This window comes from Bowmanella pacifica, assembly GCF_014645355.1.
Lineage (GTDB): Bacteria > Pseudomonadota > Gammaproteobacteria > Enterobacterales > Alteromonadaceae > Bowmanella > Bowmanella pacifica.
This window is the reverse complement of sequence record NZ_BMLS01000001.1, coordinates 593157-613425: the sequence shown is the minus strand read 5'-3', so window position 1 is coordinate 613425 and position 20269 is coordinate 593157. Positions and strand designations below refer to the sequence as shown.

General features: G+C 45.4%; 16 protein-coding genes. 12 read left to right on the top strand and 4 right to left on the bottom strand.

All coding sequences use genetic code 11. The features are described 5' to 3' along the window. Window positions 1-9: 9 nt before the first annotated feature. Window positions 10-696, bottom strand: coding sequence for a transglutaminase-like cysteine peptidase (locus IEX02_RS02440; RefSeq protein WP_229701998.1), 687 nt, complete (start codon window positions 694-696; stop codon window positions 10-12). Between the two features lie 508 nt (window positions 697-1204). On the opposite strand from IEX02_RS02440, the gene galU reads away from it, so the two are divergent. The 10 genes from galU to IEX02_RS02390 all read left to right on the top strand — a co-directional run bounded on the left by galU (window position 1205) and on the right by IEX02_RS02390 (window position 11854). Then, window positions 1205-2170 carry a UTP--glucose-1-phosphate uridylyltransferase GalU gene (galU, locus tag IEX02_RS02435; RefSeq protein ID WP_188689780.1) on the top strand — a complete coding sequence of 322 codons (966 nt, stop codon included), beginning with the start codon at window positions 1205-1207 and terminating at the stop codon, window positions 2168-2170. 40 nt (window positions 2171-2210) lie between these two features. After that, on the top strand, window positions 2211-3551 hold the full coding sequence (locus tag IEX02_RS02430; protein WP_188689778.1) for a UDP-glucose dehydrogenase family protein: 1341 nt from the start codon (window positions 2211-2213) through the stop codon (window positions 3549-3551). A 71-nt stretch (window positions 3552-3622) separates the two neighbouring features. Then, the gene (locus tag IEX02_RS02425; RefSeq protein ID WP_188689775.1) at window positions 3623-4612 is read left to right on the top strand and encodes an NAD-dependent epimerase; all 990 of its coding nucleotides are present in this window, start codon (window positions 3623-3625) and stop codon (window positions 4610-4612) included. Between the two features lie 15 nt (window positions 4613-4627). Next, on the top strand, window positions 4628-5425 hold the full coding sequence (locus IEX02_RS02420) for a WecB/TagA/CpsF family glycosyltransferase (protein WP_188689772.1): 798 nt from the start codon (window positions 4628-4630) through the stop codon (window positions 5423-5425). Next, the gene (locus tag IEX02_RS02415) at window positions 5415-6659 is read left to right on the top strand and encodes a polysaccharide biosynthesis protein (protein WP_188689767.1); all 1245 of its coding nucleotides are present in this window, start codon (window positions 5415-5417) and stop codon (window positions 6657-6659) included. Before IEX02_RS02420 ends, IEX02_RS02415 begins: the two co-directional genes overlap by 11 nt. Further along, window positions 6660-7598 (top strand): glycosyltransferase family 2 protein, encoded by a 939-nt coding sequence (locus IEX02_RS02410; protein WP_188689763.1) that lies wholly within the window; start codon window positions 6660-6662, stop codon window positions 7596-7598. Window positions 7599-7606: 8 nt separating this feature from the next. Beyond that, complete coding sequence (locus IEX02_RS02405) at window positions 7607-8887, top strand: O-antigen ligase family protein (protein WP_188689760.1); 1281 nt, start codon at window positions 7607-7609, stop codon at window positions 8885-8887. A gap of 21 nt (window positions 8888-8908) precedes the next feature. Next, window positions 8909-10039 (top strand): endo-1,4-beta-xylanase, encoded by a 1131-nt coding sequence (locus tag IEX02_RS02400; protein ID WP_188689757.1) that lies wholly within the window; start codon window positions 8909-8911, stop codon window positions 10037-10039. Further along, window positions 10039-10959: a glycosyltransferase family 2 protein gene (locus IEX02_RS02395; protein WP_188689754.1), complete on the top strand. Its 921-nt coding sequence runs from the start codon at window positions 10039-10041 to the stop codon at window positions 10957-10959. The genes IEX02_RS02400 and IEX02_RS02395 overlap by 1 nt, the downstream gene beginning before the upstream one ends. Window positions 10960-10975: 16 nt before the next feature. After that, complete coding sequence (locus IEX02_RS02390) at window positions 10976-11854, top strand: ATP-grasp fold amidoligase family protein (RefSeq protein ID WP_188689751.1); 879 nt, start codon at window positions 10976-10978, stop codon at window positions 11852-11854. A 7-nt stretch (window positions 11855-11861) separates the two neighbouring features. On the opposite strand, the gene IEX02_RS02385 is transcribed toward IEX02_RS02390, so the two are convergent. The 3 genes from IEX02_RS02385 to IEX02_RS02375 form a co-directional block, all read right to left on the bottom strand. After that, window positions 11862-12923, bottom strand: coding sequence for a sugar-transfer associated ATP-grasp domain-containing protein (locus IEX02_RS02385; protein ID WP_188689747.1), 1062 nt, complete (start codon window positions 12921-12923; stop codon window positions 11862-11864). Window positions 12924-13155: 232 nt separating this feature from the next. Next, on the bottom strand, window positions 13156-13824 hold the full coding sequence (locus IEX02_RS02380; RefSeq protein ID WP_188689743.1) for a transporter substrate-binding domain-containing protein: 669 nt from the start codon (window positions 13822-13824) through the stop codon (window positions 13156-13158). 115 nt (window positions 13825-13939) lie between these two features. Further along, window positions 13940-14974 carry an acyltransferase gene (locus tag IEX02_RS02375; RefSeq protein ID WP_188689740.1) on the bottom strand — a complete coding sequence of 345 codons (1035 nt, stop codon included), beginning with the start codon at window positions 14972-14974 and terminating at the stop codon, window positions 13940-13942. Between the two features lie 244 nt (window positions 14975-15218). Here IEX02_RS02375 and IEX02_RS02370 point away from each other — a divergent pair, with 244 nt between their 5' ends. Both IEX02_RS02370 and IEX02_RS02365 read left to right on the top strand, forming a co-directional pair. Next, the gene (locus tag IEX02_RS02370) at window positions 15219-17744 is read left to right on the top strand and encodes a TonB-dependent receptor (RefSeq protein ID WP_188689737.1); all 2526 of its coding nucleotides are present in this window, start codon (window positions 15219-15221) and stop codon (window positions 17742-17744) included. Between the two features lie 51 nt (window positions 17745-17795). Continuing rightward, window positions 17796-20078 carry a beta-N-acetylhexosaminidase gene (locus IEX02_RS02365; protein ID WP_229701997.1) on the top strand — a complete coding sequence of 761 codons (2283 nt, stop codon included), beginning with the start codon at window positions 17796-17798 and terminating at the stop codon, window positions 20076-20078. The last annotated feature ends 191 nt before the right edge of the window (window positions 20079-20269 follow it).

Here is a 20269-nt window from a genome sequence, read left to right as displayed (position 1 = left end):
ACCAATCACTTATTCCCCTTGTTCAATTCGCTCTAGTAACCTGGTCCAGCTAGATACGCCACTGCTATTTTTGACCGGTTTACCCAACCCTTGTGCTCTTGCTAACCAGAGTCCCTGGCCGTTAAATGAATAAACTGGACGCAGATCCGGGCGTTGATCCGCTGGCAAAATCTTATCGGTTAAGTTATCTAATACCAGCGGTAATGACTGCGGTGTTTCAAAGTAAATCAGCACCATATGCGGCTCGTTAACGGTGGAGGCACGCACATACATCAAGCGCAGTTTTTCTTCAGGTACACCTAAGGCTCGCAAGGTGGCATATTTCAATATGGCGTAGTCTTCACAATCGCCTCGCTGTGATACCAGGCTTTCAATGGGGGTTGCCCAATAATCATTTTGTTGCCAATGTTCTTTGTCGGTTGCATAGCGTATGCGGCGATTGGCGAAGTAATTGCTGGCATTTAGCTGCGCCATGATATCGTTTTGTTGTTGTTCTTCGATCAAACTCTGCCAGGCTTTGACGGGACGTTCGGCACGTTCACCGTAGCGTTGACGAAGTTTGCCATAAAAGTCGTCATCAAACGGGAAATGCTCTTGTACGGCTATAGCCAGACCGCTAATCATCAGACAGGCCAACAGGCTAGCCAAAAAAAGGCGTTTATTCTGATTGTCCAGCAATGATGAAAACCTGTACATCTCGTCCTGTCAGCCATCCAGGCTAAGTTGGCGTCAGCATAACCTAATCTTAATCCGGGGTTAACTGCTGCACGCTGTGCCCCGGCATAATTTCTATTTTTAATCTGAAGATTTGAAGGTTGAGAAAGCTTAACGGTTAGGGTTTTCCGGTGATATTCTGGGCTTGTTGAAAGAGGGTATCTGTCTCTAATGAGTGAAGTGTGGACTACAAAAATGTAATTCCCATGCCGTTAGCGAGGGCGGATGCCGGCTAATTTTTATGGAAAGCCCTGAAAAATAGTAAGTTTACCGGTTTTGATCTGAATATTTGTAATTTTCATCCAAAAAATTGGCGTCATATAGCCGTCATCTGTGGCAGATATCGTATGAAAAGTGTTATTATCCGCCGCGCTAAAATTTGGATGTAACCCTTGTGGTTGTTATAAAAAAGTTAAAACGGACTTAACTTGATTCTGGTATTTCCTACCTTTTTCAGGCTGTCCGCGTTTAATTGATGAGGATGGCTTAAATGTTGAAAACTTCGAACACTGACACTTCCCCGTCGTTGGTTACCAAAGCGGTAATTCCTGTGGCCGGGTTGGGCACGCGTATGCTCCCCGCGACCAAAGCCATTCCCAAGGAAATGCTGACTGTCGTGGATAAACCTATGATTCAGTATGTGGTGCAAGAGGCTGTGGCAGCAGGCATTACTGAGATTGTATTGGTTACGCACTCTTCAAAGAACAGTATTGAGAACCACTTTGATACCAGTTTTGAGCTGGAAGCCACGCTGGAGAAGCGGGTAAAAAGACAGTTGCTGGACGAAGTTCGCAATATCGTGCCTAAAAACGTCACTATTATCTCTGTACGTCAGCCGCAAGCCCTGGGCTTAGGCCATGCGATTCTGTGCGCGCGTTCGGTAATTGGCGAACAGCCTTTCGCTGTGATTCTACCTGACGTAATGGTAGATAAGCATCGTAGTAATCTGAAAAAAGACAACCTGGCCGCCATGGTTAAACGTTTTGGTGAAACAGGCCATAGCCAGATTATGGTTGAGCCGGTGGCGCATGAATTAGTGAATCAATATGGTGTGGTTGATATTAGTGGCGTTGAGCTTAAGGCTGGCGAGAACGCTCTTATCAAAGACATGGTGGAAAAGCCTGATTTAGACGATGCGCCCAGCAATTTAGCTATTACCGGCCGTTATGTGCTGTCTGCTGCTGTGTGGGATTTGCTAGAGTTCACCCCGCCAGGTGCTGGTGATGAGATTCAGTTAACCGATGCCTTACATCAGCTATTGCTGCTGGAAAAAATTGAAGCCTATCAAATTCTGGGCAAAAGCCACGACTGTGGTAACAAGATGGGCTTGCTGCAAGCCAACTTGGAATATGCCCTACACAGTGAGCGGTTTGGCCCGCAGATTCGTACGGTGATGGAAGGACTGCTTAAAGAGCTGGAGACCGGCGCGTTTCCTCATTTATTACCTAAGCAGTAACTATCACAACCCAGAGAATACATTAGAGTAAGGTTAAAGAATGCGCGTAACAGTATTTGGTATCGGCTATGTAGGCCTGGTGCAAGCAGCAGTGTTGGCTGAAGTGGGCCACGATGTGGTGTGTGTCGACGTTGATGAAAATAAAGTCGAAAACCTCAAAAAAGGGATTATCCCTATTTATGAGCCTGGGCTGACTCCTTTAGTTGAAAGCCATTATAAAGCCGGCCGTTTAAACTTCACCACTGATGCTGCCAAAGGGGTAGAGCATGGTGAAGTGCAATTTATTGCCGTGGGTACGCCGCCGGATGAAGATGGCTCTGCGGATCTTAAATATGTACTGGCGGTTGCTTCGACCATCGCCAAACATATGGAAAGTCCCAAAGTTATTATTGATAAGTCTACCGTGCCGGTTGGCACAGCTGACAAGGTGAAGCAGAAGATTGCTGATATTCTGGCTGAGCGCAGTGCGGCCATTGAATTCGATGTGGTGTCTAACCCCGAGTTTCTTAAAGAAGGGGCAGCAGTTAACGATTGCATGCGACCTGACCGTATCATTATCGGGACTTATGATGAGCGCCCGCAAGATTTGATGCGCGAACTGTATGCGCCGTTCAACCGTAATCACGACAAAGTGATTTTTATGGATGTGCGTTCTGCTGAGCTAACCAAGTATGCCGCCAACTGCATGCTGGCCACCAAAATCAGCTTTATGAATGAAATGGCTAACCTGGCCGAAATCCTAGGCGCTGATATTGAAGCGGTACGTCGTGGTATCGGCTCTGACCCGCGTATTGGTTACCACTTTATTTATCCTGGTTGTGGTTACGGTGGTTCTTGCTTCCCTAAAGATGTACAAGCCTTGATTCGTACCTCTGAACAGCACGATTACCAACCCGCTATTTTGCAAGCGGTAGAAGCGGTGAATGATCGTCAGAAGAGCAAGCTGCCTTCTTTGGTTGAGCGTCACTTTAACGGGCAGTTGGCTGGCAAGACTATTGCTTTGTGGGGCCTAAGCTTCAAACCTAATACCGACGATATGCGCGAAGCGCCAAGCCGGGTGCTGCTTGAAGCCCTTTGGGAACAAGGTGCGAAAGTGCAGGCTTTTGACCCGGAAGCCATGGAAGAAACTCAGCGTATCTACGGTGTACGTGAGGATCTAAGCCTGGTAGGTACTAAAGAAGCGGCCCTTAAGGGGGCTGATGCACTGATTATCTGTACTGAATGGCAACAATTCAGGGCACCGGATTTTGACTTAATCAAATCGCAACTTAGCGAAGCGGTTATTTTTGATGGCCGCAACCTGTTTGAGCCTAGCCGTATGAACCGCAAGGGCTTTACCTATTACGCCATAGGGCGCGGCGCGAGTGTCGCTAACTACTGAGTTAACAAGGGCCTGTAAAGGGCCCTTTATTCTCATTGCTGTTTGAACTTCAAAATATTAAGGCAAGTAAAATGAAATTTCTGGTAACCGGAGCCGCTGGCTTTATTGGCATGTTCACTGCCAAAGCTTTGCTGGAGCAAGGTCATGAGGTTGTGGGTATAGACAACCTGAATGATTACTACGACCCGACGTTAAAGGATGCGCGGTTAGTGCAGTTGGCAAACTACCCTAAATTTCGTTTTATTAAATTGGACTTGGCAGACCGTATTGGGATGGCTGAGCTCTTTGCCAAAGAGCAGTTCCAGCGGGTGATTCATCTGGCAGCCCAGGCAGGAGTGCGCTACTCGCTGGAAAACCCTATGGCCTATGCCGACAGCAACCTGACTGGTACCTTGAATATTCTGGAAGGCTGCCGGCACCATAAAGTTGAGCACTTGGTCTATGCATCAAGCAGCTCGGTTTACGGTAACCAGCAGAAGGTGCCCTTTAGTGAAAGTGACAGGGTTGATACGCCCATCTCACTTTATGCGGCAACCAAAAAAGCCAACGAATTAATGGCGCATACCTATAGCCATCTGTATCAACTGCCTACCACAGGGCTGCGTTTCTTTACTGTATATGGCCCTTGGGGCAGACCGGATATGGCGCCGTTTAAGTTCACTAAGGCGATACTCGAGGGTAAAACCATTGATGTATACAACCATGGCAAACTGCAGCGTGATTTCACCTATGTGGACGACATTGTTGAAGGCATAGTGCGGGTTCAGGCACAGATTCCGGGCAGCGCGGATTATCCTGTGCAGTTGGCTGACAATCCCTATTATGCGCTTTACAACATAGGTAACAATCAGCCGGTTGAACTTGAAACCTTTATTAGTGCTATTGAAAGCGCCTGTGGAAAGCCCGCCAATAAAAATTATCTGCCCATGCAGCCTGGTGATGTATACCAAACCTATGCCGATGTGACCGCCTTGAATCAATGTACTGGATTTGCACCGAAGACAGATTTAGTGGAAGGGATGCAGCGTTTCGTTGACTGGTATAAAGCCTTTTATAAGTAATGGAGTGTTTGGCGAATGTACAAGCCAGCGTTTGAAAAAGTTAATGTGGGTGGTATTCAAACCGCCTGTTTGGGAAGGGATGCACTAGCAAAGCTGGTGGGGGATGTTTGCGAAAAGTATGCGCAGGCTGAGCCAGAGAAAAGAGAGCCTTTTGTTATTTTTAGTAACAATGGCCATGCCATATCTATCTATAACTCAGATAAAGAAGCACGAGAGCAGATGGATAAGGCTGACCTTGTGCATGCCGATGGTCAGAGTGTAGTCAGCTTCTCCCGCTGGTTTAACAAAAATCCGGTTCCAGAACGCACTGCTACCACGGATATGATCCACGATATCCCTAATTTTTACAGCCCTAAGCTAAAACACTTTTTGCTGGGCGGAAAAGAAAGCTCGGTCAGTAAGGCGGCGGAAATTCTGGCAAAGACTTATGCTAACTTTGATGTGGTTGGCCATCAGCATGGTTATTTTACCGACGCTGAAGAAGAGGCTATTTGTGCTGCTATCAATGAGGCTAAACCAGACGTGCTTTGGGTTGGATTAGGCAAGCCTAAAGAGCAGATTTTTTGTATCCGTAATAAACACAGACTCAATGTGCCGGTGATTATTTCCTGTGGTGGTTGTTACAACTACATTACCGGAGAATATCCACGTGCCCCTATGTGGATGCAAAATGCCGGTCTTGAGTGGCTTTTCAGAATGGCCAATGATCCGCGTAAATTATTTGTTCGTTATCTGCTGACCAATCCCCACGCTATATTTTGCGTGATTAAGCATGGAAAGGGTAAGAGGCAAGTTACCGCCGATGTCCAGTAAATTACCCTTTAAGCGAGCGCTGGCCGCCATTGGTGGCTCTGCCGGGATGGCCTTGTCCAGCCTGGTGTTGGCGCTTTGCTTGATGCAGAAAGGAGCCATTGAAGAGTATGGACTATTTGCATTTCTATTGATAACGCAAGCGTTGGCCAATGGTTTTTCTAATGCAATGTTGGGCTCCCCTCTCCTTATTGCGCTTGCAGATACAAAAAGTCAGAGAGAGCGTTCAGGCAACAGGACACTTCAAAGTTTTATGCTGGCCAATCTACTTCTCTGTCTTATCTTCGCCGTTATTCAGGCAGGGATTGTCTGGGGGTTTGAAAATAACTGGCTGCTATCGTTAACTTATGGGATTAGTGCTTTCTTTACTACATTGCGTTGGTTTGGGAGGGCGTATTGCAATAATAGCCATCGGCATGCCAAGGTAGTGGTCTCCGACGCAAACTATACATTGCTCAGTCTAACTCTAGCCGGTTATCTATTTTTATCCGACAACGTCAGTCTGTTGAGTTTTGGGTGCCTAACCGGAGTTGCAGCAAGCTTGTCTTTGTTCTGGTTGGGACGTGAATTCCTATGTATGCAATGCATTCAGGTATTTGGTGCTGATCTGAGAGGGTTCGCTAATGGTTGGAACAAGCAAGGTAAGCACGCATTGCTTGGCGTGTTGACAACAGAAGGGACCCTGAATTCCCACTCCTATATGGTTACTTTATTTTTTGGACCAGCAGCTTTTGCGCCAATTGCAGCGGCTTCTTTGTTATTTAGGCCTGTCATGGTGGTGCTCAACAGTTTAAATCAGGTTGAGAGACCACGCTTGAGACGGATGTTAGCTAACAATGAGGTGTCTCAAGCCAAACTGTCTTTGGTAAGATACCGCGCCGTTAACATCGTTTTTTGGATAATTAATTGTATTGCTGCTGCGATTGTCTTAACTCTTTTTTCTGACATTTATTGGAAAGATGCTAGTACACTGAGTGCCTTGCTCTGGGCGACTTTGTTTATTGCTTTAGTTCGTGGGAGTCGATCTGTTAGTAGTACTTACAGTGTCTTTTTACAGGCGGCTGATAGGTTTAAGGCACTAAGTCTGGTGACACTTAAGTCCTCTTTGCTTACCATTCCCGTTGTATTTTTAATCCTTCAGTATTTTCCCCCAGAATTCTCTTTGATTGGTATTTTAATTGGGGAAGTTTTCGCCTTTATCTTACTTTTATCACTTTATAGCGGAGTTAAGTCGTAAATGGATTCTTTACGAGTCGTAATAGGTATACCCACCTTCAAACGTCCAGCGGGGCTGAAACGTCTGCTGGATTCGATTGTTTTGCAGCAAGCTGACTTTAATCCAATTGTCTTAATCGCTGATAATGAAGGTGATAATGGGGCAGGTTTGGCCGTGGCTGAGAAGCTCAAGGCAGAAGGATATAAACTTGAGTTGCATGCAATTGCCGTAAATGAAAGGGGTATATCACAAGTACGGAACGCGCTCATGCAGTATGCTTTTGATACTCTCTCAAGTACTTATCTGGCAATGATAGATGATGACGAGTGGGTTGAGCCTCAGTGGATTGCTCAATTGGTAGAGGTTCAAAAACAGACCGGCGCAGATATTGTGGGTGGGAGTGTGGCTCCTGAATTCGAAGGAGAGCGACCTGATTGGGCGCAAGGATTGCATATCTACTACCAATCGGACTCTCATTCCTCTGGAGCAACCGAACTTGTCCAAGGTACCACTAATGTGTTGTTGCATCGCTCTGTGGTAGACAACTATCCACACGAGCGATTCGACCCGTTTTACTCCGTTGTCGGAGGAGGAGACAAAGAGTATTTCACTCGCCTGAAACGCAAGGGAGCAACCTTTGCATTTGCTCATTTAGCCCAGTCCCATGAGTTATTTGGTGCATCAAGAATGACTAAAGCATGGGCGCTTGAAAGAGCATTTCGAATAGGTGCGGGAGATATTCGAATTATTCAAAAGTCTAAGCCAAGTCTGTTTACCTGGATAAAAGAAATACTGAAACTAGCTGTAGCTATTATGCTCTCTTTAGCTAGCATGTTGCTTTATATTCTAAAACCTCATAAGCATATGAAGGCAAAGTTGAAATTATATAGACAATTTGGAAAGTTAAGTGCCTTTCAGGGTAAGCAACGCTCTGTTTATTCAAAAATTCATGGTAATTGATATTTAAAATGCTTATTAGAATTCCCGCCTTTGATTTGCATCGATTAGCTAGCTATACATTGAGTTTTTTGCTTGTTTTTTCTTTTGTAGGCTTATCACCTTTTGCTACGTCCAGTGGTTTGGATATTGAAATGGGAGATACCGGAGGTGGGAACTTTCTAAGGCAGCTGGTATTTATTTCTTTGTGGGCAAGTTCTTTTTTTTGTTTTATTAAATTGTCCTCTGTATATGAATTTAAAAAGATCGCTTGGTTTTTAGTGCTAGTTGTTTGGTGCATATTGTCGATAGCGTGGGCTGATCATCCTTCTATCTCTGTTCGGCGGGTATTTTTATTATTAATCACGGCTAGTACCATATTTATGCTAGTTAGCTGTTTAACGTTGAAGCAGGTTATCGACTGTCTCACAGTTGTGCTAGCCTCCCTTGTTATTATTAGTTTGATTTCCATCCCTGTATTACCTGGTGCAGTGCATATGGGGGCAGAGCTTTTCGATACTGGATTAGAAGGAAACTGGAAGGGAATTTTTATTCATAAAAATCATGCAGGGCCCGCACTGGTGGTGGCTATATCGTTGTTTCTCTATCAGTATAGTTTAGGTAGAAAAAAAATGTGGCTATTACTGTCAATTTCTGCATTGATATTTCTGGCTTTTACAAAATCTAAAACGAGTCTGGCATTATTAATACCTTCCTTACTCTTTGGTCTCATGATGATGAGACTGTTGAAATACAAAGTGTTTTCAGCTGCCCTAATTGTCTTCTATATTTTACTAATTTCACTTCTTATCTTGTTCAGAGAATCTATTCTTGATGCATTTATAGGTGTTTTGGATAATCCTGAAGCTTTTACGGGCCGAGCAACGATTTGGGATATGGTTATTCGGGCAATAGGTGACCATTTTTGGCTAGGGGTGGGCTACGGATCGGTTTGGAGTGTCGGTGACGAAATGTTACTTGCAACATATGCCTTTGGTTGGGTGGACTGGGTATTCACATTAACACACTCCCACAATGGATATCTTGAGGCTTTCATTTCTCTTGGATTCATAGGGTTCCTCTTGGTGTTGTTGGTGTTTATAGTTCTGCCAATATTTAAGGCTGTCAGTTTCGGTGGCGGGGCTTCTCATCCATTTATCTATATCTTCTTTTCATCTTTTTTCTTTTTCTCTTTGCATAACATGTTGGAAACTGATCTTCTTAATTCTGCAGATGGTCGGTGGTTCATGATGCTAATTTTATATTTTTGCCTATATTTGAAATCTGACTGTAAGAGCTTGGAAAGTTCTTAATGACTTGAGGGTTGTATTGAAATGGATTTTTTTTCTTACGTTAAATCAATTTTATTCTTGGCCGTATTTTCACTTTTTACGACAGGCTGTGCTCAAACAGGCCTAGCTGATCGGTATCGTGAGTACTTTGATATAGGCGTTGCGGTTTCTACATCTGACCTAAGTGAATTCGAAAAGAGTTCAATAGTGAAAAAACACTTCAATTCGTTGACTCATGAGTTTTCAATGAAGTGGTCTCAATTAGAAGTAAAGCCAGGTAAATATGAATTCGAAATGGTTGACCAATTCGTTGCTTGGGGACATGAACACGGTAAAAAGCTTGTTGGACATACGTTGGTCTGGCACAAGGCGAATCCTGACTGGCTGTTTACTGAAGATGACTCCAACCTTTCTAGAGCAAAGTTGTTAGCAAGACTAGAAAAGCATATTTCTACTGTAGTAGGACGATATAAAGGTAAAGTTTACGGTTGGGATGTAGTAAATGAAGCATTTGGATACGATGGCACTTTTCGTAAAAGTCCTTGGCTGAACATTATTGGTGAGGATTTTATTGAGAGAGCTTTTGAATTTGCTCATGCAGCAGATCCTGACGCTAAGCTCTACTATAACGACTATGGTCTAGTGCATAAGTCAAAGCAAGATGCTGTAGTCAGGCTTATTCAGAGACTTAAAAGCAAAGGAATACCTATTCATGCCGTTGGTATTCAAGGGCATTATAGTTTGACTTACCCGGATGCAAAACTTCTTGACGAAGCTATTAGCCGCTTTGCTTCATTGGGCGTTGAAGTGATGATTTCCGAGCTGGATGTATCTGTATTGCCTTTTCCTGGTCCGGAAGAAAGGGGAGAGGATGCTGAAATTAATAATTTACGAGCGGCTGAATTGGATCCCTATTCCGGTGCTTTGCCAACTGATATAGAAGCTCAGCTTGCAGACCGCTATCAAGAGCTTTTCTGTGTACTGCTTGCCCATCGGGCTAGCGTAAATCGTGTGACTTTTTGGGGAATTTCTGATGCAGAAAGTTGGCGGAATAACTGGCCTCTTCCCGAGCGTATGGATCACCCATTGTTATTTGACCGTAATCTGAAACCCAAGCTAGTAGTTGAACGCCTTTTGCATCTGGCTGATGAAGGTGAGTGTAAGGAATCGTGATGTTCGAGCAACCTTTATTCAGTGTTGTTATCCCAGCCTATAATCGTGCGCATTGCATTGTTCGGGCGTTAGAGTCAGTATTACAGCAAACTGAACAATGTTTCGAAATTATTGTTGTTGATGATGGTTCTCAGGATGATACGGAACAACTCATGGAGAATCTTTGTAAACAGGAGACACGTTTAAGGTACATAAAGCAAACTAATGGTGGCGCCAGCAAAGCGAGAAATACAGGGATCAAAGCTGCTAATGGAAAGTACATCGCTTTTTTGGATTCTGATGATGTATTTTTACCTTTCCATTTACAACAAGCTTTGTCAGTTTTAAATAGCGGCCAAGATGTTTGCACTTACGCTCAGGTCATTGTTGAACGTGGAAGTGGTGTGAATATTTTGAAGCCCACACGAGGTATTAGGGAAAATGAACCTGTCTCTGAATACCTGCTTAAGAACCGTGGCTTTGTACCAACAATAACATTAATTATACCAGCTAGTCTTGCAAAGTCGGTTCTTTACGATGAACACCTTGGATGGGGTGATGATGCCGACTTTGCTTTGCGCCTAGTTGTGAATGGTGGGCAGCTAAGAATGTTGGCTAAGCCTTCTGCAATTTGGGACGATCAATGGAATGAAAGCAGACTCTCAAGCACTATTGATCCTGTTAAGCGTTTGGAATGGTTAAATCGAGCAAAGAAGCATATGACGCGAAAGGCTTATCATGCTGTGTTGGGCCGTTCAATCGCTAAAGGTTATGCTCAACGAGGCAATAAGTTAAAAGGTTTGTCTTTGTATTTTAAAGCGTTAGTTAATGGCGGCTTCAATCTGAAGACAGCGATAATTTATTTTTTTCAAATTTCATTGTCTACTAGGCAGTATAGGAAGTTTTCTGATTTCCTTGCTCAGCTTGGGTTTAAACCTTAAGGATGTTAAGCAGTAAATGATTAATAAAGTTGAATTGGTAGCAAAGCTAAAAAGGCATTTATCTTTGCTTATTTCTTTCATTAGTGATGAATGTTATTGTCGTATAGTTTATTTTATTAAGAACAGGAAGCCTTTGAATCTCTCTAACCCTAGAAGTTTTTCTGAGAGTCTTTATGTTTTTAAACTCAGTAAAGAAATGGATGATTATAGAAAATATGTGGACAAATATTCAGTCCGAGAGTATGTGAAAGATGTTGTTGGTGAAAAATACCTAAATGGCTTGCTTTCATTTTACACAGATGAAAACGATTTTAAATTGGATGAACTGCCAAATAAGTTTGTTCTTAAGCTAAATAATGCATCTGGCTACAATTTGGTTGTGACTGATAAAAGTAAGCATTCTGAAAAAAAAATAAAAAAACTAATTCGTCAGTGGCTGAATGTGGATTTTTATTTGATTACTAGAGAGAGACAATATAAGAATATAGAGAGAAAGGTTATAGCTGAAGAGTTTCTTGATTCTGGAGGTGGCTCTCAACTGGTTGACTATAAAGTATATTGCTTTAACGGAAAACCTCATATGATTCAAGTTATAAGCGAGCGTTCTGGTTTTAATCAAGAGCATACTTATTATGATTGTGATTGGAAGAAACTATCTGTTTATCGTAAAGAATATAGTGAAGGTAAGGCAGAGGAAAAGCCTGATAATCTGTCTGAATTATTGGATTGTGCGAGAAAGTTGGCTGGAGATTTTTCATTCTGCAGAGTAGATTTCTACATTGTAAAAAATCGCATCTTTTTTGGTGAGATAACTTTTATTCCAGCCAATGCGAACCTCACTTTTTTGCCAGAAAGTGAGGATCTTAAGTTAGCAGGTATGATGCGAAAGGCTTAAGCTATTTCTATCGCGATTTCCACAAGTTTTGCCAATTCAATCCACTAAATATTGGTCCTTGTGTAGCTTCGGAGAACTTAATATCGTTGTGCTTTCCATTCCACTCCATTATTTTCACTTCCCCATCATCAGTGATACAGGCATCCCAACCTACACATCTTGTAAATGGAAGTGACTCATGGATCTCTTTTATAACGTTTACACACTCATCATAGTTCGGAATGGAATTTCCTGCAAAGTCGACGAGAGATGTTGGGTGCTTTCTGATTTGGTGCCAATTCGTTGTATAAGCAATATCACCTAACTGTCCTGTGAGGGTATCAACTGGTACTCGGATATGGGACTTTGACTGGACATGTGTATCACTCCCTTGCCCAAGTCTTAAATAGCAAGCTCTGGGTTCACACTTTCCCTCATTGTTAATTATGCTGGTAACTCTAATTGTAGCTACAGAGTTTTTTGCAAACATAGAGAGTTTGGAGTGCTGTGTAAGAAAGGACTGAAACACACCATTGCCATATTTTTTAATGACACTAGAGTCGAAATTTTCTTTTGTGAAAATGAATACACCTTTACCTTGTAGTGAACTATCTAATTTGAATATAATCCTGTCTGTCTTTTCAAATAATAATTTTTTTATACTTTCTTCATGAATTACGTGATAATCAGAATTATAAAAAAGTCCATTTACATAGTACCCTATATCCGGGAATGCTGAACTATTACCGTATATTAGTTTGGACATGGGTTTTAATACAGATGTTTCACCATAACCGGATTTTACTCTAGGCATGACAACCTTTCTGTAGTAGTTATCGGGAATCCAACCTTCTTTAAACGTTCCCGCTATTGCGCTATAAACTTCTAGCCAAGGTGAATAACCTGACCACCCCAGAATTTCTACAGCATATTCTTTGCTATTTTTTATAAGGGTAGGATTGGTTTTTCCGCGTTCTTTCTCTATTGAGGAAAGAATAGAATTTGCTTCCATTTTATGCTTTAGATGGAAAAGCTTATCTTCAATCTTTGATGAAGCTTTGGCTAGCTTACCTCTTAACCTTGAGTTCATTTTATCTTCCTTTACTAAAGAATCTAGCTACGATTACATGTCCCATTATATTGGGAGGAAGGGGATCTTAGCGTAATTTGTTCTATTTTTACGATTAGTGTTAATTTTTATATTGGGGACGGGCTAATGTTTTCATTGGTTGTTATATTAATTTGTAGATAGTAAATAATATAACTTAAATGGCGAGAAAAAAATATGAGCTGATAGTTATCTTTCTAATTGAGACTGCGAGCTAGCTATCTTTAAAGTCAATGCTGGGAAAAACATCCAAGCATGCCCTGTTCACATAAAGCGTAATAGGGGTTTCCAATAGCCACTTGGCTGATATTTGTAGCTTGGCTTTGTCGCTTTGGCTTAATGCGGCAAAGCTTGTGTCGTCCAGCATTGCCATATCTACTCTATTAAGCAGCACCATCTGCAAGCCGGCTTGCACAGATTCTACAAAAACTGGTCGCAGGCCCGCTTGTTGGAATTGTTGCACAAATGCAGAGCTGTCTTTTGTGCGCAGTAAAGCCACGCTCTTGCCTGTAAATTCATTGAGGTCAGCCCAGGAGAATTTGCCAGGCTGTTTTTGCCTGACCAATCCAATTTTGATTGGCTGATCCGAGAGTTCAATACTGATATGAGTCTGGGGCTTGTGTGACGGATAAAAACTGGCACACCAGTGGCCACTATCAATGATGGCGTAAGCGCGTCTCGGAGGAACAAACAGAGGTTTCCAGGTTACATCCTGATTGGCGTTTTCCAGCAGTTCAAAAGCCAAGCCACCTTTGGGATGTGCCGGTGTGGTAAAGGGAGGGTATTCCACGGCCAACACTTCAAAAGTTTGGTGCTGAGCTACCGCCAGCGTTGTACTGGTGAGTATACCAAGCAGCGTCAGTATCAGCCCTTTGTTGTTCATATTCAGGTGCCTGGAGCCGCGTTGAAATGCTTACCGGGCGGTCTTTATAGCATATTCGAACATGGGACGCGCGTGCGACTTTAATGGTCAGTCTCAAGTGTAGTTTGTACTGGATTCAGCCGGCAAATACCGGCTTGAGCAAACGACTATTAATCGCTTTATAAAAAATGCATGCCAGTAGAGACAGTGCAAACACTAGCGGAATTTGAACAAGCATTTTGGTCATATCATCAATGGCTATTTTGCTTAGTAGCATGTGGCTGACATCCAAAAATACTGGATGAATAAGATAAATGCCAAAGCAATAGGGGGCCAGGAGTCGAGTGTAGGGCGCGAGTTTCTGATGCGGTCGCTTTAGTAGATACCAGATACAAACGCTGGCAGCCAGCACGGGGAGACTCAGGTACTGATAGCTGTAAATTGCGCCAAATTGGGGGTATTCACTTAGTTGGGTATAAGCCAGACGGGCTATGATCACCACCATCAAGATAAAAGCGGCAAGCAGCGCCAAACGCCCTTGATTGCTCGGTCTCCCCCACATGGCAGCGCCCAGCATAAATAACGGAATATAGCCGATAAACCACAAGGGCCAAGGCCAGCTATCTCCAAACCACGTAAAGCCCAAGGTATACAAAGTGGAAGCGGTAACCGCTATGGCCAGATAAAAACTGGGGGACGGTGCATAACTGGCCTTGAGCGATAGCATCAACCAGCGAATCATAGGTGTGGCAGCGTATAAGCCCACCAACATAAACAGGTACCAAAGATGGAAGTAGGGCATCCCATTTAGCAGGTTATCCAGCAGTTGTGTTGCTGGTACTGGCTGCTGCTTTACTTCGCCTTTTAGCAAGGTCCAGCCGCTGTAAAATACCGACCACAGTGCCAGAGGCAAGGCGATGCGGGCCACACGCTTGCGATAAAAGTTAGCCACCGAATCAATAGGGGGAAGCAGCAACAAGGCTCCAGACAACATCACAAACAACGGAATGGATACCCGGCTGAAGGAGTCCAGCAGATTCGCCAGCCACCAGGCACCGCTGTTAAGTTCAAAGCGGCTTACGCCACTGGCACTCACATGCAGCACCACCACGGCAATGGTGGCAAGGACCCGAATTTGATCGGCAGAAAGGGAATACTGATTATCTTGCATGGTTTGTGCTACAGATTCATTCCGTTGAGTCGGCTAGTGAAGCCAGACTATTCTGCCAGAAGCCGCTGGCTATCTCTATGACAGCTTGCTTACTACTTTCATCTAAACCTATTGGTGTCTGCGGTATAGCATGTTGTTAACGAAATTATTTCATTTTATTCCCAAATTGCGGGCCTGGTTCGTTTTAACAAGGTCGGCGAGCAAGACGCTTCGCCTAATAATTTATAAACCTTGAGAGAAGACCATGCATCAAAGGAACCGCAAAACTAACCGACTCAATCCCATTGCCAGTGCACTGGCATTGTCTTTAATGGCCAGTCCACTCGCCTATGCTCAGCAGGACGAGGTGCCTGAAACCAAGAAACAATCCAGTCTGTTGGATTTGGAACGCATTATCGTGACTGGTGCCACCGGCCGTGGACAAACCAAACTGGAGTCGTCCGTTTCCATCACTACGTTAAATGCCGAGCAGTTGGAGCGTGAGCAACCACTAGGGACGGCGGATTTGCTGGAAGTGATCCCTGGTTTTTGGGTAGAAGATTCTGGTGGTGAAACCAATAACAACGTGGCCCCTCGCGGCCTTCGAGGTGGTGAAGGCTTTCGCTACATTGGTGTGCAGGAAGATGGCCTGCCTGTTGTCTATGACGGTGTCTGGGTGGACTTTTTCCAGCGCCAGGATATTACCATAGAGCATATGGAAGCGGTTCGCGGTGGTACCAGTGGGCTGTTAACCACCAACGGCCCGGCCGCATTGGTTAACTTTATTACCCGTAAGCCCGGTGAGCAGGCCGAAACTCTGCTGAAGTTGTCGACCGCCGACTACGGTATGTACCGCGCCGACTGGTATTACGGCACGCCAATTAACGACGAGTGGAAAATGTCGGTGGGCGGTTTCTATCGTCAGTCAGACGGTGTACGTGACACGCAGTTTACCGCCGATAAAGGCGGCCAGGTTCGATTTAATCTGATCAGGGAGTTTGAACGTGGTCAGTTGACCTTGTCGGCGAAACACCTGGACGACCACACGACGTTTTATGTGCCCATTCCTCTTCAGGATCAGAGCAATCCCAAGGGGATCCCTGGGGTAGATCCTCGTCATGGCACATTGCTGGGTAAGGATCAGCAAGTGCTGCGCTTCCTAAAATCCGACGGCAGCTATCTGGAGCGGGATTTGGAAGATGGCCAGCACACCAAGTTCACCACCGCAGGTTTTAATCTGGATTGGGATTTGTCTGACAACTGGTATATGACCGCTGCCGGACGCTATTCAAAGTTTGAGAACGATATGTACATTCTGCTCAACTTTGATAATTCCACCTTAATGGATGCCAATACCCGTCTGGGTCAGACCGATGTTACCAATATGCTGTCGCAGTTTGCCGACCAGGGCGCGGTGCGAGCCGGTTATCGCTACGTCGGCTCCAACCAATTGGTGGATGATCCATCGAACATGAATGGAAATGGCCTGGTCACCACCACTTACCCTTTGTTTTCACGCTTTGAAGGCGACCAGTGGATCAACAAGCTGAACTTTACCTATGAAAATGCCCGCCACAGTCTGACCATGGGCTGGCTCTATGCGCACCTTGATGCTGATGATTTGCCGGTGGATAAATGGGAGTCATTCTTCCTCACTGAGGTCAGAGATAACGCCCGTCGCTTGGACATCGTTGCGCTGGACGCCAGTAACAATGTGGTGGGGCAGTTGACCGACAACGGCTCTACCGGCTATGCACCAGGGTGGGGGCAATCCACCGCATTTGGTACCTCCAAGTCTCATTCTTTTTATATCAACGAAGAGTTTCAGGCGACCGACAATCTGCGTCTTGATGCTGGTATCCGGATTGAACGCCTGACGCTGGACAGCACGGGTTCCGGTACCTTGTTTGCCCAGCCGGTTGATGGCGCCTTTGATGCCAATGGCAATGATGTAGATAACAACCTGGCGAACAATTATACCGATATGCCGTCGACTACCTTCTACAGCAAAGGTAAAACCGAAACTGAAACGGCGTGGACAGTGGGTTTCAATTACACATTCAACGATGATGTTGCGGTGTTTGGCCGCTATGCCGACGCGTTTGAAATGCCTCGTCTGCTGAGTCACGGCCAAACCATTCATGCCGGAGACGATGCCACCTTTAACGATACCGTTAAGCTGACATTTGGAGAGTTAGGTATTCGTTATGCCGGTACTGCATTTGGCGCCTCTGCCACTTTGTTCAGAACTAAGTTTAATGACCTGACCGAACGTAACTTCACTGGCAGTAATGGCGATGTAGCAAATCAGACCATAGACACAGTAACTGACGGCGTAGAGTTTGAGGCTGTTTGGGAATTGCATGAAGATTTGCGTATAGACATTGCCGGGGTTTATCAAAAGCCCGAAATGGAAGGTTTTGAGGGGGAGTTTAGTCACTGGGAAGGTAAGCAGGTAAAACGCACCCCCAAGCTGCAACTGCGTATTACCCCGACCTATTACTTTGACAAGGGGGATGTGTATCTGACCATGCATCACCTAGGCGATCGTTACTCGGATGGTGAAAACCGTTTTGAACTTCCTGCCTATACCACTTGGGATGCGGGGGTGAATTATCACCTGGCAGACAATATCCGGTTGCATATTAAGGGCACGAACCTGACCGATGAGATCGGTCTGACCGAGGGCAATCCTCGGGCCATCAATGACCAGCAGGCAGGCTACGAGTTTTATTATGCCAGACCTATCCTGGGACGTACCTTCACTGCATCGGTTACCTTTGATTTTTAAACCACGGATAGCGGCGCTGTAGCGCCGCTTTTTTTAAAGGAGTAAGAGACAGTGCGCTCTATAACTAAAATCCTACAGCTTGGATTTTGCTGGTTGATGTTAGGCACACCGGCACTGGCTGATTCATCCGTTGATTTAATTCCCAAGCCCCGGTCTTTGGTCTGGCAAAACGGTCAGTTTGAGGTCAATGCGCAAACCCGCCTGACCTACAACAGTGCTCAGGCAGAAGAGGTGGCGAGGCTTTTCTCAACCTGGCTGCAACCCACAACGGGGTATCTTTTGCCGCTCGGCGAAGGGCAAAGCACCAATACTATTGCCTTTGTGCAAACGCCCGGGGATGCCAAAGATGAGTCTTACCAACTTAGTGTTACTCAAAAACAGATTACCCTGACGGCGAACAGCCGTGCGGGACTGTTTTACGCTATGCAGACCTTGCGACAACTTATGCCCGCAGAGCTGGAAAGCCAGCAGCCCATTAATCGTGCCGCCTGGGTGGTGCCTGCCGTGCAAATTAAGGATGCACCGCGTTTTGCTTATCGTGGTATGCATTTGGATGTGAGTCGACACTTTTTCGATATCGCTTTTGTGAAACGTTATATCGACTGGTTAGCACTGCATAAACTCAATCGCTTTCAATGGCATCTGACCGATGATCAGGGCTGGCGTATTGAAATCAAAGCCTTTCCTAAACTGACCCAGGTAGGTGCTTCGCGCCACCATACGGTGGTGGGACATACCTACGATTATCAGCCACTGTTTGACGATAAACCTGTTAGCGGTTTTTATACTCAGGCGCAAGTTCGTGAACTGGTGGCTTACGCGGCAGCTCGTCATGTGGAAGTGATCCCCGAGATTGATATTCCGGGGCACAGCACGGCTATTGTAGCGGCCTATCCGGAGCTCTCCTGTCATGGCCAGCCGGTTGAGGTGACGGGACAATTTGGCATTTTTGAGCAGGTGCTCTGTCCCACCGAGAAAAGCTTTGATTTTCTGCGCCAGGTTTATCAGGAAGTCGCCGAGCTGTTCCCGGCTAGCCGTATTCATATCGGCGGTGACGAGGTGTTAAAGGAGCAATGGTTGGCTAGTGAGCAGGTTGCCAGGCTGATGCAAGAACAGGGGCTGGAGAGCCCGGAGCAGGTGCAAAGCTACTTTATCAAGCGGGTGGCCGACATTGTGACGGATCTTGGCAAAACCCCGGTCGGCTGGGATGAAATCCTTGAAGGTGGCGCAGCCAAACAGGCAAACATTATGTCCTGGCGAGGTGAAGAAGGGGGCATCGAAGCGGCCAGATTGGGACACAATGTGATAATGAGTCCTTACCAGTGGTTGTACTTTGACGCCTACCAATCGCGCTCGCTGGATGAACCCAAAGCCATCCATGGCTTAACCAGACTCAAACAGGTGTATGACTACGACCCACTGCCGCAGAGTTTAACCACGCAGGAACAGGCCCGTATTCTCGGCGCTCAGGGGGCACTGTGGACCGAGTATGTGAAAACACCAAGGCATGCTGAGTACATGGTGTTACCGCGATTAGCCGCCCTGGCTGAGGTATTGTGGTCTCCCATTGACGCCCGCGACTGGTCTTCTTTCAGTCATCGCTTGCCAGCTTTGTTGAAACGCTACCAAAGCATGGGCCTTAACCCTTCCTTAAGTGCTTATTACCCACAGATTCGTGTTGAGAACAGTGCTGAAAACGAGCTGAAAGTAACGCTGGATACAGACATTGCGGGGTTACCTATCCATTTCACGCTGGACGGAGAGCCGGTAACCATCAATGCACCGCGTTACCAAGCACCCTTGTTGATTCAGACGCCGACTACAGTGCGGGCCAGTAGCTGGGTTGATTCCCAGCGCAGTTTACTGGGAAACCTGCAACTTAGTCTGGCACCGCATAAGGGCGTGGGTAAGTCGTATAAGTTCAAGCATGCACCGGCTGAGGGCAGTGAAAAGCGCTTGCTGGACGGTGTGCTGGCGGTGGATCAGTTTTATGACGTGAATGACTTTACAGTGTTGTATGGGGTTGATCTGGATGTCACTGTGGATCTGCAAACCTCTGCTGCGCTTAGCAAAGTGGTACTGGGGGTTGATGCCGGTATGCATAGGCAACTGCATCCTCCCAGGCGGGTTAAGGTGTACGTGTCCGAGACTGGGCAGCAATGGCAAGAAGTTGCGCACCTGAATGAAGCGCAAATTCAGGGGCCGGTACTAACCCTGACTTTTCCTGTCCGGCAGGGGAGATTTGTCCGCGTGTTTGCCGAGAACAGACAAGACTCTCACGACCCTCAGATTCCCTTATTGCCCCTTTACATCGACGAATTACAAATATGGTAGTGGCGTAAAAGCTGCACAATCTGTTGCCCTCTAGTCAGCCGTTTAACACCCAACTGTTAAGCGGCTGACATTTTTTAGAAAAATTGCTGTCGGTGATTCCCAAATTGGCTTACTGCTTCGTTATAGTCTTTACCGGTATTAGAAAAAAAGAGAGCCGTATGTGTTGTAGTGGATGGGTGACATCAGGGAAT

Excerpts from the sequence above, each read along its gene's own strand:
- IEX02_RS02395 (WP_188689754.1), top strand. The coding sequence starts at position 10,039 with ATGTTCGAGCAACCTTTATTCAGTGTTGTTATCCCAGCCTATAATCGT.
- IEX02_RS02375 (WP_188689740.1), bottom strand. The coding sequence starts at position 14,974 with ATGCAAGATAATCAGTATTCCCTTTCTGCCGATCAAATTCGGGTCCTT.
- IEX02_RS02425 (WP_188689775.1), top strand. The coding sequence starts at position 3,623 with ATGAAATTTCTGGTAACCGGAGCCGCTGGCTTTATTGGCATGTTCACT.
- galU (WP_188689780.1), top strand. The coding sequence starts at position 1,205 with ATGTTGAAAACTTCGAACACTGACACTTCCCCGTCGTTGGTTACCAAA.
- IEX02_RS02430 (WP_188689778.1), top strand. The coding sequence starts at position 2,211 with ATGCGCGTAACAGTATTTGGTATCGGCTATGTAGGCCTGGTGCAAGCA.
- IEX02_RS02370 (WP_188689737.1), top strand. The coding sequence starts at position 15,219 with ATGCATCAAAGGAACCGCAAAACTAACCGACTCAATCCCATTGCCAGT.
- IEX02_RS02405 (WP_188689760.1), top strand. The coding sequence starts at position 7,607 with ATGCTTATTAGAATTCCCGCCTTTGATTTGCATCGATTAGCTAGCTAT.
- IEX02_RS02415 (WP_188689767.1), top strand. The coding sequence starts at position 5,415 with ATGTCCAGTAAATTACCCTTTAAGCGAGCGCTGGCCGCCATTGGTGGC.
- IEX02_RS02385 (WP_188689747.1), bottom strand. The coding sequence starts at position 12,923 with ATGAACTCAAGGTTAAGAGGTAAGCTAGCCAAAGCTTCATCAAAGATT.
- IEX02_RS02410 (WP_188689763.1), top strand. The coding sequence starts at position 6,660 with ATGGATTCTTTACGAGTCGTAATAGGTATACCCACCTTCAAACGTCCA.
- IEX02_RS02400 (WP_188689757.1), top strand. The coding sequence starts at position 8,909 with ATGGATTTTTTTTCTTACGTTAAATCAATTTTATTCTTGGCCGTATTT.
- IEX02_RS02390 (WP_188689751.1), top strand. The coding sequence starts at position 10,976 with ATGATTAATAAAGTTGAATTGGTAGCAAAGCTAAAAAGGCATTTATCT.
- IEX02_RS02380 (WP_188689743.1), bottom strand. The coding sequence starts at position 13,824 with ATGAACAACAAAGGGCTGATACTGACGCTGCTTGGTATACTCACCAGT.
- IEX02_RS02420 (WP_188689772.1), top strand. The coding sequence starts at position 4,628 with ATGTACAAGCCAGCGTTTGAAAAAGTTAATGTGGGTGGTATTCAAACC.
- IEX02_RS02440 (WP_229701998.1), bottom strand. The coding sequence starts at position 696 with ATGTACAGGTTTTCATCATTGCTGGACAATCAGAATAAACGCCTTTTT.